This window comes from Pelistega sp. MC2 (genome assembly GCF_900099475.1).
Taxonomy (GTDB): Bacteria; Pseudomonadota; Gammaproteobacteria; order Burkholderiales; family Burkholderiaceae_B; genus Taylorella; species Taylorella indica.
Window position 1 is genome coordinate 104,634 of the sequence record NZ_LT628276.1, and the last position, 12,707, is coordinate 117,340.

At 37.9% G+C, this 12,707-nt stretch carries 15 protein-coding genes and 1 CRISPR repeat array; of the genes, 2 read left to right on the forward strand and 13 right to left on the reverse strand.

All coding sequences use genetic code 11. The features are described 5' to 3' along the window. Positions 1 to 139: 139 nt before the first annotated feature. Complete coding sequence (gene fmt, locus BQ4443_RS10875) at positions 140 to 1,084, reverse strand: methionyl-tRNA formyltransferase (RefSeq protein WP_023952588.1); 945 nt, start codon at positions 1,082 to 1,084, stop codon at positions 140 to 142. A gap of 123 nt (positions 1,085 to 1,207) precedes the next feature. On the opposite strand from fmt, the gene BQ4443_RS10880 reads away from it, so the two are divergent. Continuing rightward, a complete protein-coding gene (locus BQ4443_RS10880; protein ID WP_071059070.1) occupies positions 1,208 to 2,092 on the forward strand; it encodes a cation diffusion facilitator family transporter in 885 nt (294 codons plus the stop codon). Positions 2,093 to 2,094: 2 nt separating this feature from the next. Here BQ4443_RS10880 and BQ4443_RS10885 read toward each other — a convergent pair whose 3' ends face one another. The 10 genes from BQ4443_RS10885 to cas6 form a co-directional block, all read right to left on the reverse strand. Continuing rightward, positions 2,095 to 2,571 (reverse strand): hypothetical protein, encoded by a 477-nt coding sequence (locus BQ4443_RS10885; RefSeq protein WP_023952592.1) that lies wholly within the window; start codon positions 2,569 to 2,571, stop codon positions 2,095 to 2,097. Between the two features lie 170 nt (positions 2,572 to 2,741). Next, on the reverse strand, positions 2,742 to 2,900 hold the full coding sequence (locus BQ4443_RS12490; RefSeq protein WP_176752477.1) for a hypothetical protein: 159 nt from the start codon (positions 2,898 to 2,900) through the stop codon (positions 2,742 to 2,744). Between the two features lie 98 nt (positions 2,901 to 2,998). Continuing rightward, positions 2,999 to 3,382 (reverse strand): hypothetical protein, encoded by a 384-nt coding sequence (locus BQ4443_RS10890; RefSeq protein WP_071059071.1) that lies wholly within the window; start codon positions 3,380 to 3,382, stop codon positions 2,999 to 3,001. Positions 3,383 to 3,622: 240 nt separating this feature from the next. After that, complete coding sequence (locus BQ4443_RS10895) at positions 3,623 to 4,303, reverse strand: DarT ssDNA thymidine ADP-ribosyltransferase family protein (protein WP_071059072.1); 681 nt, start codon at positions 4,301 to 4,303, stop codon at positions 3,623 to 3,625. 228 nt (positions 4,304 to 4,531) lie between these two features. Beyond that, complete coding sequence (locus tag BQ4443_RS10900) at positions 4,532 to 4,873, reverse strand: hypothetical protein (protein WP_071059073.1); 342 nt, start codon at positions 4,871 to 4,873, stop codon at positions 4,532 to 4,534. A 133-nt stretch (positions 4,874 to 5,006) separates the two neighbouring features. Continuing rightward, positions 5,007 to 5,318 (reverse strand): hypothetical protein, encoded by a 312-nt coding sequence (locus BQ4443_RS10905; protein WP_071059074.1) that lies wholly within the window; start codon positions 5,316 to 5,318, stop codon positions 5,007 to 5,009. Between the two features lie 107 nt (positions 5,319 to 5,425). After that, positions 5,426 to 6,157: direct repeats of the CRISPR family, unit length 36 nt; unit sequence GTCGTAATCCTCTTATGTTGAGGAATTTTTTTCCAC. A gap of 128 nt (positions 6,158 to 6,285) precedes the next feature. Continuing rightward, positions 6,286 to 6,597, reverse strand: a complete 312-nt coding sequence (gene cas2, locus BQ4443_RS10910) for a CRISPR-associated endonuclease Cas2 (RefSeq protein WP_071059075.1) — start codon at positions 6,595 to 6,597, stop codon at positions 6,286 to 6,288. Next, positions 6,597 to 7,577 carry a CRISPR-associated endonuclease Cas1 gene (gene cas1, locus BQ4443_RS10915; protein ID WP_071059076.1) on the reverse strand — a complete coding sequence of 327 codons (981 nt, stop codon included), beginning with the start codon at positions 7,575 to 7,577 and terminating at the stop codon, positions 6,597 to 6,599. The genes cas2 (BQ4443_RS10910) and cas1 overlap by 1 nt, the downstream gene beginning before the upstream one ends. Before the next feature lie 19 nt (positions 7,578 to 7,596). Next, positions 7,597 to 7,872, reverse strand: a complete 276-nt coding sequence (cas2, locus tag BQ4443_RS10920; protein ID WP_071059077.1) for a CRISPR-associated endonuclease Cas2 — start codon at positions 7,870 to 7,872, stop codon at positions 7,597 to 7,599. Positions 7,873 to 8,010: 138 nt separating this feature from the next. Further along, positions 8,011 to 8,973: a CRISPR system precrRNA processing endoribonuclease RAMP protein Cas6 gene (gene cas6, locus BQ4443_RS10925; protein ID WP_176752478.1), complete on the reverse strand. Its 963-nt coding sequence runs from the start codon at positions 8,971 to 8,973 to the stop codon at positions 8,011 to 8,013. Between the two features lie 139 nt (positions 8,974 to 9,112). On the opposite strand from cas6, the gene csm6 reads away from it, so the two are divergent. Next, complete coding sequence (csm6, locus tag BQ4443_RS10930; protein WP_071059078.1) at positions 9,113 to 10,231, forward strand: CRISPR-associated ring nuclease Csm6; 1,119 nt, start codon at positions 9,113 to 9,115, stop codon at positions 10,229 to 10,231. 253 nt (positions 10,232 to 10,484) lie between these two features. Here csm6 and BQ4443_RS10935 read toward each other — a convergent pair whose 3' ends face one another. Both BQ4443_RS10935 and dprA read right to left on the reverse strand, forming a co-directional pair. Beyond that, positions 10,485 to 11,381, reverse strand: coding sequence for a hydroxymethylglutaryl-CoA lyase (locus BQ4443_RS10935; protein WP_031274817.1), 897 nt, complete (start codon positions 11,379 to 11,381; stop codon positions 10,485 to 10,487). A gap of 168 nt (positions 11,382 to 11,549) precedes the next feature. After that, positions 11,550 to 12,698, reverse strand: coding sequence for a DNA-processing protein DprA (gene dprA / locus BQ4443_RS10940; protein ID WP_071059079.1), 1,149 nt, complete (start codon positions 12,696 to 12,698; stop codon positions 11,550 to 11,552). Between the last annotated feature and the right edge of the window lie 9 nt (positions 12,699 to 12,707).

Sequence of the window (12,707 nt, forward strand, 5' to 3'; positions counted from 1 at the left end):
TCTTTAGTGGTCAATGTAAAAAACGAGACTTGTTATTGATTGAGCAAGTCTCGTTTTTTTAGCTTTATTTCTTTATTTTATATTTATTTGGCAAGCTTACTTTTTACGATACGATCCAATTAACGTTGGAAGACTTGATTTAGCCTTTCCAACCATTAATAAAATCTCGTGCTATTTGACGCTTACCTCCTGCTTTTTGTAATTCTTGTATACGCAACACACCATCTGCCGCGGCTACATCAATACCCTCTGCACTCATTGCCACGACAGTCCCTGGTGCTACATTTACCGTTTGATGAAGTACCTGTGCTTGCCAAACCTTAACAGGCTCATCCAATCCCGGTAAAGGCAATACCACACCTGGCACAGGATTAAACGCACGAATTTTTCGCCATAAAGTTAATACCGGTAAATCCCAAGAAAGTTTACCCTCAGACTTTTCCAATTTTGCGGCATATGTCACCCCTTCTTCTGATTGAGGAATTGGCGTCAGTTTTCCTGTACCCAATTGTTTTAATACGTCCACAATACCTTGCGCACCTAGTTGAGCCAATTGATCATGCAATTGTGCAGCTGTTTGCATATCTATTTTTTGTGTTTTTTCTAATAAAACATCACCCGTATCTAGCCCAATTGCCATTTGCATAATACCAATACCTGTTTGCTCATCACCTGCTTCAATAGCGCGTTGAATTGGAGCTGCTCCTCGCCAACGTGGCAGCAAACTTGCATGGATATTTAAACAACCATACTTAGGCAAATCTAACACCCATTGTGGCAGAATCAGACCATAAGCAGCCACTACCATCACATCTGGTTGTAACGACTCTAATACTTTCTTGGCTTGTGCTGCCTCTTCAGGATACTTACCATCTAAGCGTAAACTTAATGGTTGAATCACCTCAACACCTTGTACTAGGGCTTCTTGCTTAACAGGACTAGCCTGTAATTTCATCCCCCTACCCGCTGGTCTATCAGGCTGCGTCATCACAAGTGGAACATCAAACCCTGCATCTAAAATGGCTTTGTACGCCAAGCGTGCAAATTCAGGGGTACCTGCAAAGACTATTTTTAATGGTTTCATATGACCTCCAATTTTCTGAGAATAATTCTACATTACGATTTGCCTTTATTGACTCGTTTTCTTACTTTCTCCAATGGATTTACGGTAAATTAATAACTCATTCACTCTTTCTTAAGATTAGTCATGACGGACGCTATACTTTCAGACAAGCAAGCCGCAGCATCCCATTCAACATGGGTCAGCGTAATTGTGAATTTACTACTTAGTATTTTACAAATCGTTATTGGTATCTTTGCATCGTCCAGTAGTTTGATTTCGGACGCTATCCACTCGCTCTCCGATCTTGTATCAGACATTGCTGTTCTTATTGCGAATAAGTTTTCAAATATGCCATCAGACGATACACACCAATATGGGCATTATCGGTTTGAAAATATTGCTAGTCTTTTTATTGGCTTATTACTCATTGGTATTGGACTAAGCATGATTTGGCATGCAGGTGATCGTCTCTTTAATCATACGGACTCAGTTGCTCAAGTGCACTACTATGCTCTGATTGTGGCTGTTTTTGTAGTGGTTGCCAAAGAGCTCCTATTTCGTTATATGCTCGCCATAGGCAAACGCGTTAATTCCACTATGCTTATTACCAATGCATGGCATGCACGCTCAGATGCGCTGTCCTCTCTTATTGTTCTTTTTGCGATTGGTGCTAATTTATTAGGGATTAGTTGGGCTGATATTGTTGCCTCACTGATTGTCGGTGCAATGATTGCCCATATGGGATTAAAGTTTACCTGGAACTCTATTCATGATTTGAGTGACCATGCGGCAACCCAAGAGGAAATTAATACGTTAAGAGCCATTCTTCAAGAGACACCAGGTATTGTGTCCTTTCATGATTTCAAAACACGGAAATCAGCTGATTTTATTCATATTGATGTGCATTTGGACTTCCCGGGATCTATGAGTATTAAAGAAGCACATGATATTGCTTTATTAGCCATTAACCGTCTAAAAGCAAAAGGTAATGTACTCAGTGTCACTACACACTTCGACCCTATGCACTAACGCTAAAGCTGTCTTTGTTTAAATTGCAAAGAAATATGAGCAAAAGCAACTTGTAATTCTTGGTCTGCCCCTTGAAAAATCACCGGGCGACCTTTTTTTACAAATACCATTAACCGTTTAGAGGCCAACATCGGCACAAATTTTGCAAAAGTAACCTCTTCCCAACTCACTTCACGCTTGGTTATCCAACTTTGTTTAATACCTTGCTCACTAATAGTCGTGGTAGAAATACTCATAAAATAGGTCATTACCACCAGTGCAATAAACACAACCAACATTGTGATTCCACCAAGATTTTTGAGCTGATCAATCCCCACTCTATCTACCGTTAACACATACTGCACAACAATCAATACCAACATCACTATAGCCGCACCTTTGACCCACTTCGGCCACGCACTACCAGAAATAGGCAAGTGTCCTAGTGTCGCTTTGATTTGTGCAATTTCTGCGGAAGTAAGTGGAGTAAAAACCATCATTGTTGAGTATTCCTGAAAGAGGCTTTAGAAAAAAATAATCATACAACAAATTTACATTATGCCTCTGCTACACCAGAGCTATCTTATATTTAAAAATCAATAACAGCCCCAACAACGTTACCTACTCATTAGCAAAGTTTCTCTTGATAGGGCAATACTAAAGAATTAATTTATTGACCGTACCAAAAATCACGTTTTTTCTTAAAAATTTTTTGCTGTAATTGGCTTAAAAAATCACCTATTTTAAAGATTAATGTTGCCGAAAATGCAACAATAACAATTAGCACAACCCATGATAAAACAGGACCAAAGATAAACAGCAAAGGCATCTTCATCAACTCCTTACTTTAAATTTAAATAATATAAAATACGATCATAAGAACAGCTACACATATAGCTGGTTTACCCTTATCTGCTAAAAATACGCTTAAAACACTTCATCCTCCTCATCATCATCTGGCATAACAATCGAAATTTGAGTGCCTTTTTTATCTGGTAACGACCGAAACATAACACAGACATCTGCACCGGGTGATAAATGAATAATAGTTCTAATTGTCATCTCACCCAAGTAACTTACTTCATTGATAGGTAAATTCGCTTCCTCTAAAGCGAGTTTAACTAACCTCATGCTAATTTTTACATTACCGGTACTTCGATTATTTGAGATCATATACATCAGTGCATATTTAATTGCCTCATACGCTCTCTTTGCAGTAAGATTTGACCAATAAAACCACCATATAATCACGGCTACCCATAAAGGAGGGAAGAAAAAGGCAGCAATGACCAAAGCTATTAATACAAACATACGTTCTCCAAAACCATTATTAACACAAAATTCAGTTTTTATTTCCTTAAGTAACTTAAGCTACTAATCACTTAAGTTATAAGTATGGCAAAGAAGAACATATATTTACAGCACAACAAATTTGTCGTTATTTTAATTAATTCACTACTATTTTTGATGCCAAAATTTATTTATGCCTTGTATTACGCCTAAGAAATTTTCCTAAAACGAATAGACGAAGATTTATATTTACATAATAAATTATGCGATTTCGGGATAACCATAATTTATATCATTTACAGCCATTTCACGTACTTTTTGACGCTTCCAAAAAAACAGTGGGTTATAGGTAAACAGTCGTTTATATTCCCTATAGCGCTGACACAACTGAAGATATTGCCAATGATTTTCAGCGTTAATCCGTAAAAACTTATTCACCGATATTTGCTCCGTGAACACTAATACTTCTGCTTGCTCATCAGTAGGGTCATTATCTTGCAGATAATACGCCCTATCCTCTTTATGAAACATCTCCCTAAATGCCGAAGCAGTATGACGATTTGTGTTCTCTTTATTCATCACCTCAGTTGTACCACTTGCATTGCAAGGATAAAAAGAGCACTTTTCTTCCCACAAGATACTCGGATCTAATTCAATCACAACCCAATCACCACCTTTCTTATATCTATAATTAGAAAACATATTTTGATTGGGATGCATAACAGATAAGGAGATACTATTTGGATAGCTTGCTAACCGCTTAGGAATATTAAAATCAAATGTCAAAATTGGAGAGTCTTCTAATACCTCTCTTGTCAATAACCCATTGACAAGTATGGAGGATAAATTGGTCACAGGGGTAAAATGAACAAGCTGTCTAATACCACGTTTGTGAACAATATTTTTAATAGCTCTTGCTTTGGCTGATAAAACGTTTGTCATCACACTACTCCTTTTATGCTTAAAGGGATTCACAGTTTTCACTACAAGAGTAGTATGAGGTAATCTGACAAATTTTTATAGTCACACAAATTTGTGAGACAGGTTAGGTAATATCTGCTTGGGTAAGTGTCATCTAAAAAAGAGCACCCATTAACTAAGGAAATTTACAATCTGGGTAAATATAATAGTACTGAGATAATGATGACATCTAAAGCAATCTGGTGATTATTACTCATCATCCTCGTCAGTGGCATCTTCTATCGGACGACCCAGTGCTTTTTGGATAGCTTGATGAGTAAATACGGCGGCTTTAACATTAGGTATTACTCGTTGGCGTACATTGTCTGGCACATAGAATGGCAAGGCATTCATCTCATCATGTAATAACTCTTCTATTTCTTCATTAGTTAACTTCGTCCGTGCCATAGCTTGTACATTGGCATTTGCTTTTAAGCTTACTGCTGTCGCTGTCTCAATAATTAGATATCCCATACTGGCTAAGTACTCTGGGTCTTGCTGTGCTTCCTTTAGAAATGCTTGAAACTGTTCTATAAATGTTTGTTTGTTCATAATTCATTCCTAAGATATAAGAACTATCATTAAGCTGATTAAATGGTTAGTGAACACATACCCCACAAGCTAAATGAATAGGATTAACGATATCATTAGAGCTAGAGCTTGTGGGCAATGAAAAAGAGAGTACTTAGAAAAAAATAAAACTTAAGATAACAGGCCCTAAGAGGAGGATAGAAATAAAGATTATCATCATAATAGTGACTACAATATCTCCACCATCTTGTTTTGCCTCTTTTTCTCGAAACTCTTTGAGGAGAAGATCTACTTCTTTAATGCGTCGTTCAGTTTCATTTAGAGGTTTACCTGCTTCATTTAAAAGTTCTGACTCAGTTAAGTGTTCAATTTCTTGTGGTTCAACTGTTTTATGACGGCTAGCATTCTTATTACGACTAGCATTCGCCGCTGCCAAGACAGCGACAGTAGAAGATACGCTTAACATAGGAACCTCCCCAAAAAAGCCTACCTATACCTCATCATACACTAAAAGCACATAGACTGTTTACAAACTATTCGTTTTTTAGCGTTACTAAAAATTGACTACATAAGGTCGTAATCCTCTTATGTTCAGGGATTTTCTTTCACACAGCCAAAATCTTAGAATTCTAAGACTTTTTATATCGTAATCCTATTATACTGAGGAGTTTTCTTTCATTCAAAACTAGACTTTCTAGTTTTTTCATGGGAGGCGTAATCCTCTTGTTGAGGAATTTTTTTCCACAAGGTACGGCTTCTTTGGTTAGAACATACCGCAAGTCGTAATCCTCTTATGTTGAGGAATTTTTTTCCACCCTTAGAGGGTACCCACACCACTCCAAGCCATGGGTCGTAATCCTCTTATGTTGAGGAATTTTTTTCCACCTATTGTCTAGAAAACGGAATATCTCAGTTTGAGTCGTAATCCTCTTATGTTGAGGAATTTTTTTCCACGAGTATGACCCCTACTCTAATCAAGAGCACATGGTCGTAATCCTCTTATGTTGAGGAATTTTTTTCCACGCAAGTTGGTCTCGTACTGGTGGAGGACTTCGATGTCGTAATCCTCTTATGTTGAGGAATTTTTTTCCACATATTGGCAATATGTATAACGTTAGTTTACTTACGTCGTAATCCTCTTATGTTGAGGAATTTTTTTCCACAGCTCGTACATATGAGAAAGGCTGCCTCACTTTAGGTCGTAATCCTCTTATGTTGAGGAATTTTTTTCCACCAGCTATGGACGATGGGGAAAGCCCAGTACGATTAGTCGTAATCCTCTTATGTTGAGGAATTTTTTTCCACTGCACTATATGTTTTTCTTATTTAAAATCAATAAGTTAAAAATAGCCCAGACGAAAAAAATTATTTTCAAAAAGTTCACTCGTAAATTTCCATTTTTTAAAGAAACAAATTGAAAAACAACCCTCATTTTAACGAGTCCCTGTCAATAATTCAACTGCCTGAACATGTGTTCCACTCCACACAATACCGTCAGGTAATTGCCCTGTTCCTAATAAATCATAGCAAGCTCCTTTATGCGCCAATGTATAGGCTCGTATATCATCTTGTTTTTTATCTATAATTTGACTTAATTGCTGCCAACAAGCTTCAAACTCGCCGGGACTATCATCAAATAGAAAAACACTTTTCTGTATCGGTTGCGCATATTCACTCAAGAGTCGAAAAATTTTCTGTAGCCTGCGAGGGGAGGTAATATCATAAGCAATCAAACAAATCATCATTACTCCAATATCATTTGTTCTACATAATCAAAAGCATTCTTTTCTGTTGAAAATTGTCTTAATGACTGCAAAAAATCTCTACATAACTGACGCATTTTAGGACGCCATTGTTTTGCCTGATCATCATACAGTTGATAAAATAGGGCTCTTCCTGCCTTACCCATCATGCATGCATCAGAAAACATCGTAAAGTAATCAACTCGTAATTCTTTACGCTGAAAAAGTTCAATAATCCATGCATCACATAACGGGCGTAGCGGCTCCACTAAATCGCATGCCAACGACTCTCGACTATACTCTGCTTCATGATAAACCCCGATAAAAGGATCTAATCCTATAAGATGGATTTCACGAACCAACTCAAAATGCAAAAGTGTATAGCACAATGACATTGTGGCGTTGAGTGGATCTAGTGGTGGTCTTTTTGTTCTCCCATTAAACTGCCAATAAGGAGGTAATACTTTTGACCATGTCCCAAAATACCTAGCGGCAGATGCTCCCTCTATACCCCTAAGACTCATTTTATCGATTACTTTTTGAGTATTTTCTATTGCCAACTGTAAACTTTCTACGCCATGTTTAATGGATAGTCTATGCTCTGGATAGTTTTCTTCTAGATTTGTCAATACAGTTAGCTGCTCAGTTAATTTTTGTGTTACCCATTTTTTTGACTGCTGTAAGCAAAACTCTTCTTGCTTAGATGCTTCGTATTGTGCAAGCCTGCGTTGAGCATCCACTCGTAAGCTAGGCATAAAAAGTACTGGCTCTTTTTTACGTCCACTCAAAATAATGACACCAACTCCTTCCTCTCCCATTTTGCCTAAAACAGATGCGTTCATTTCCAAATCACCTCTGATGCACACACGCTCTAGACTCTTTAATGGAATAGTTCCTTTACGCTCATCTTGATCATAAAATGCTAAAGCCGCACCATCCACAGCTAACCGCAACCCTTTTCTATCCACAAATAACGTCGTCATTTTGTTATTCTCCTTTGAGTTAAATCAAACAAAATCGGTCTTGTTGCATGGGTTTAGCGACACCTAATAAATGGGTGGTTTTATCTGTATGTACACGTATATAATGCACAGTGTCTTCATCACATAATAATGTTCGCAAGTCATGACAAAGATCCTTTAATTCACTATCTCTTAATAGGCATTCAAATAAGGATTTTTGACCTCCTATGGAATAACCTACTAATAAATTTCTTGCTTGTCTGCGTCTTTTCGTATCAGCAATATCATATGCAAAAATATATATTTCTCTTTTCATCACAAACTCCCTAAAAATTATTGAGGATTGTTAGGAAATCATACATTTCGTTTAAGCATAAAAAAAGCTCCACAATTTTGTGTGAAGCTTAAGTGGTCGAGAAAATTTTTGATATGTAGGGTTTATAAAAAATCTTAATTAATAAAGTTCATATCTCCCTAAGCCAAATACCGTTTCTTTGCCAACATGTAACCACTGACCAACATATAATAGCTGGCTAAGTGCAGGGGAAATATTTTCTAGGCGTAGTTCGCCAATAACACCTCCCAATTGCATCTCTTGTTTTTGCCGATAAGAATATCGTCTCCAATCTTGCCATGTTAGTGAGTGACTAACTAATTTAACACGCTCCATTTCACTAAATAATTGTTCGATATCTAACGATAATACTCGATGCCAATGTAATGTAGAAATGGCTGATGTACGACGCAAAAGCTGTTTTAACATAAGTTGTACATCAAATGTCTCAGGAGTTATTACCTTGCCTTGATGCACTAATCTTAGTACTGTTTTAAGCTTTATACTTACAGCATCGGGATATTGTTTAGGTAAACAAATATCAGTACTATGCTCTTGAAGGTGTTCTTGTTGGTAGATTGAAAGCCATTTATCTTCGCTGCCTATTCCCTTTAATTCTTGTCTTTCCACCTCTACCTGTATAAGTATACCCTTTGCACCTTGATGTCCTATACCACGTTGGAACATTTGTTGAAAGGCATATATGATAACTGGCAAATGTAGTGTCGCTCCTCCAATCAATACAACATTAAAGCTAAACTCTTCTCCCTTCCCATAGAATTTTTTATTGTTTTCGGGGGCTTCTATGATGTATGGCTGCGGAGGATGTTGTTGCTGGCTTTTATTCAATAAGGTATTGGTCGGTGTAGCAAAAATTTGGGTATATATACAACTGCTCCTTAATGAACAACCATCACATGAAGGTTGCTTTGTTAAACACGTAAGCTTTCTGAGTGCTTGCCCAAAGGCTCCTCGAATAAATGAGCCTGCATAGTCAGGGATTAGCATATCAGTCTCTAACTTAAAGGTTAATCTATAACGAGCTAATGCTAATTGATTAGGCAATATACAAGGAGAATTCATTAGGTAAATTGTCCATTTAAAAATCAGAATATTAATTATCTCGTAAATTATTGAAAGAAAAAAGAGGGAAAGCATTAATATTCAATAGATTTTTTCTCCATTATAGTTTTACCATCATCATTTCTAGCTTCACATACTTATGACCCATACTAAACGTATTCTTGTTGCTGTAACAGGTATGTCTCCACAAATCATTACAGAGACGCTTTATTCCCTTGTTACAGAACATCGCTGGATTCCGCATGAGATTCATGTATTAACTACAGGGATGGGAGCACAAAAAATCACTCAAGCCTTATTGGGAGACTCAGGTTTTTTTGCTCGTATCTGTCAGGAGTATCACTTACCAGAGATACAATTTCCACTTCAAAACATACATATTATTGAGGACAATCAAGGAAATGCACTAGACGACATTCGTTCACCTGAACAAAATAATGCCGCTGCCGATAAAATTGTACGATTTATTCACGATTTATGTCTTATTGATAATACTGAGCTTCACGTGTCTATTGCCGGTGGTCGTAAATCTATGGGGTTTTATATTGGTTATGCTTTATCACTATTTGGAAGAAAACAAGACCGACTCTCTCATGTTTTGGTTGAGGCTGATTTTGAAAATAACCCTCAATTCTTCTATCCTACCTTAACTACTTTTCCATTGGATACTCCTTCGGGTATTCGAGACGCATCTTCTGCCAAAGTAATGTTGGCAAATATCCCTTTTGTTCGTATGAGAGAAGGATTACCAAAACTACAGCTTGCCGACCAGTGGAATTTTACACAAGCTGTTGAGCTTACTCAGCAAAATCTACAACAATTACATCTGATTATTAACCCCAAAAAAGAAAGCATTCAATACCATAATCTTCCCCCTATTAAACTCCAACAGCGTCGGTTCTGCGTCTATTGGGCGGTTGTTTTATTAGCGCTAGAAGGTAAAACTAAAATTGCTCTTCACAATGGCAGCAAAGATTTGACCTACTTTAAGGAAAAATTTGTTTCTTGCCGTGTTCAGCTAGATAAGACATATAAAGGAAATGGTATTGATGCAAAACAAAAACGTAAAGAGCTAGAGAATCTAGATGAAGACGAAATAAAAACCATCCTACAAGAAGAGGTTTCTCGGCTAAAAAAGGAAATTAAAAAATACCTTGGTGATTATGGGTCAGCTATTCTAATTAATAGTGAAGGGAAAAATAACTATAAGTGTTATCACTTCTCTATGCCAATTGAAAATATCCAGATTCTAGAATGAATTATCTAAATAGCTGGATTCGACTTATATGTATTATTCTCAACTAGTTTAGCGTACAACTATTTACTAACACAGATTACTCAACCCCACAATGCACGTATCTGCCCCCCCCTTGAATACTTTATACACATCTGAAATTTATCACTTAGGCATAAATTAATAGGTCTAATACAGCAAATAGCCTTTTCACTAGACTATTCGCTGCAAAATATGCATCACATAAGCACTATAGTCAATCTATATTGCGTTATGTCTATCCACAAACAGCATTCGCTCGTTTATTCAATATTGCACGTCCTACTCTGCTTGCATTCTGACGTTTTAAATAGGTCGAAATAAAATCACCGGCATCAATGACCTTGTCTAAATCAATACCTGTCTCTATGCCCATGCCTTGCAACATATAGAGAACGTCTTCGGTGGCTACATTACCTGTAGCACCTTTGGCATATGGACAGCCGCCAAGACCCGATACGGAAGAATGAAAAATGCTAATACCCGCACGCAATGAAGAAAGTATATTGGCTAAGGCTTGTCCATAGGTATCATGAAAATGTCCTGCTACTTGTGCTGGATCAACAATTTCTGTCACTCGTGACATCACCTCATACACTTGATTCGCTGTACCCACACCAATCGTATCAGCGATATCAAACTCTTGCACGCCAAGCGCTTTCATGCGTTTTACCACATCTACAACACTTTCTACGGGTACATCACCTTGGTATGGGCAACCAAAAGAGGTACTGATACTTGCTCTTAGCCTAATACCATTCGCAAGAGCAGCTTCGGCAACTGGTGCAAAACGATCAATTGATTCGGCAATAGAACAGTTAATATTTTTTTGTGAAAATGCCTCACTTGCCGCACCAAAAATAACCACCTCATCGGCTTTAGCTGCCAATGCCGCTTCAAAACCTTTCATATTCGGGGTTAAGGCAGAATAAATCACACCCTCTTTACGTGTAATACCTGCCATCACCTCACTACCGTCCGCCATTTGTGGCACCCATTTTGGTGAGACAAAAGAGGCTGCTTCGATATTTGGAAAACCCGCTTCTGTTAAGCGATTAATTAATTCAATTTTAACGTCCGTTGGTACAAATTCTTTTTCATTTTGCAATCCATCACGAGGACCAACTTCAACCATTTTTACTTTAGTAACACCCACTTTTTCCTCCTATTTTATAAGGCTGTCTCTATTGTCTCATTGTAATAGATTGCCTATTTCTATGCTAGTACACCCAACTGTTATGCCTAATCTCTTGAAGCATCTCTAAACCTCTGAAAACCTCTAACTCACTTATTAAGCGAATACTTAATTTTCCCCATTATGAAACACTCGCTGATATTTCCCATCCACCTGTTTTACCACGATCGATTGTAATTGCATCTCGGTTAATAGCAAGCTGAGCTCCTCTATGCTCAATGATAAATACTCTGTTAGCTCTTCAATACTAATAGCCTCAAAACCCATTGCCTCTAAAACTGGTTTGAATTTCTCAGGAATCTCTGGGTCAACACTTGGTTTATCTGGCTCTGGTGCATTGGCTGTGACAGCATAGCCCAATTCTTCGAGAATATCTTGACCCGTTTCAACTAGCTTAGCCCCTTGGCGAATCAATGCATGACACCCTCTAGATAAAGGGGAATGAATTGAACCCGGAATGGCGAAAATTTCTTTACCCAAATCTCCAGCCATCTTGGCGGTAATCAATGAGCCACTTTTACGTGCTGCTTCTACCACCAACACACCTCGAGATAGACCCGCAACTATCCGATTACGCATAGGAAACCTAAAGGCATTAGCTGGCGTATCTAAAGGAAACTCAGAAATCAATGCTCCCCTATGGCGAATACCTAAAGCTATGGCTTTGTTCTCGGCAGGATAAAGGCGATTAATCCCTGTGCCCATCACGGCAATTGTTGGGCAATCAACATTTGCCAATAAGGCTCCTTCATGTGCAGAAGCATCAATGCCCTTGGCAAGTCCACTAACGATGCACCACCCTTGAGAAGCTAAATATTTGCCAAATGCTCTGGCATTTTGAGCGCCATTTAAAGTCGGGTGACGTGTGCCGACGACGGCAATAGCAGGCTTCTGAAATGCGGATAAATTACCATCAACATAGAGTAATAGTGGTGGGTCATAGGTATCTAATAATGCCTTTGGATATAAGGTATCCGCTAATGTCAGGATATGGTGATTATCTTGATTAAGCCACTCTAGCGTTTTATCAATCTGGGTGTTGATTTCTTCAGAACAAGGCTCTCTTAGCTGATAAGCAATTTTTTCCCCCACTACGGGCATTAATTGACTAAACTTAGTTTCAAAAATAGTTTGCGGAAAACCAAATTGCATCAATAAATTTTTTGCCGTCACCGACCCAATACCCGGCTCCAACGTTAATCTAAGCCAAGCCCTTAGCTCTTCAAGTTGTCCTCTTTGCCCCTTTTGCTCTTGCATACCTATCCT

Coding starts and splice junctions, on each gene's coding strand:
- fmt (WP_023952588.1), bottom strand. CDS start 1,084: ATGAAACCATTAAAAATAGTCTTTGCAGGTACCCCTGAATTTGCACGC.
- BQ4443_RS10880 (WP_071059070.1), top strand. CDS start 1,208: ATGACGGACGCTATACTTTCAGACAAGCAAGCCGCAGCATCCCATTCA.
- BQ4443_RS10885 (WP_023952592.1), bottom strand. CDS start 2,571: ATGATGGTTTTTACTCCACTTACTTCCGCAGAAATTGCACAAATCAAA.
- BQ4443_RS12490 (WP_176752477.1), bottom strand. CDS start 2,900: ATGCCTTTGCTGTTTATCTTTGGTCCTGTTTTATCATGGGTTGTGCTA.
- BQ4443_RS10890 (WP_071059071.1), bottom strand. CDS start 3,382: ATGTTTGTATTAATAGCTTTGGTCATTGCTGCCTTTTTCTTCCCTCCT.
- BQ4443_RS10895 (WP_071059072.1), bottom strand. CDS start 4,303: ATGACAAACGTTTTATCAGCCAAAGCAAGAGCTATTAAAAATATTGTT.
- BQ4443_RS10900 (WP_071059073.1), bottom strand. CDS start 4,873: ATGAACAAACAAACATTTATAGAACAGTTTCAAGCATTTCTAAAGGAA.
- BQ4443_RS10905 (WP_071059074.1), bottom strand. CDS start 5,318: ATGTTAAGCGTATCTTCTACTGTCGCTGTCTTGGCAGCGGCGAATGCT.
- cas2 (WP_071059075.1), bottom strand. CDS start 6,597: ATGATGATTTGTTTGATTGCTTATGATATTACCTCCCCTCGCAGGCTA.
- cas1 (WP_071059076.1), bottom strand. CDS start 7,577: ATGACGACGTTATTTGTGGATAGAAAAGGGTTGCGGTTAGCTGTGGAT.
- cas2 (WP_071059077.1), bottom strand. CDS start 7,872: ATGAAAAGAGAAATATATATTTTTGCATATGATATTGCTGATACGAAA.
- cas6 (WP_176752478.1), bottom strand. CDS start 8,973: ATGAATTCTCCTTGTATATTGCCTAATCAATTAGCATTAGCTCGTTAT.
- csm6 (WP_071059078.1), top strand. CDS start 9,113: ATGACCCATACTAAACGTATTCTTGTTGCTGTAACAGGTATGTCTCCA.
- BQ4443_RS10935 (WP_031274817.1), bottom strand. CDS start 11,381: ATGGTTGAAGTTGGTCCTCGTGATGGATTGCAAAATGAAAAAGAATTT.
- dprA (WP_071059079.1), bottom strand. CDS start 12,698: ATGCAAGAGCAAAAGGGGCAAAGAGGACAACTTGAAGAGCTAAGGGCT.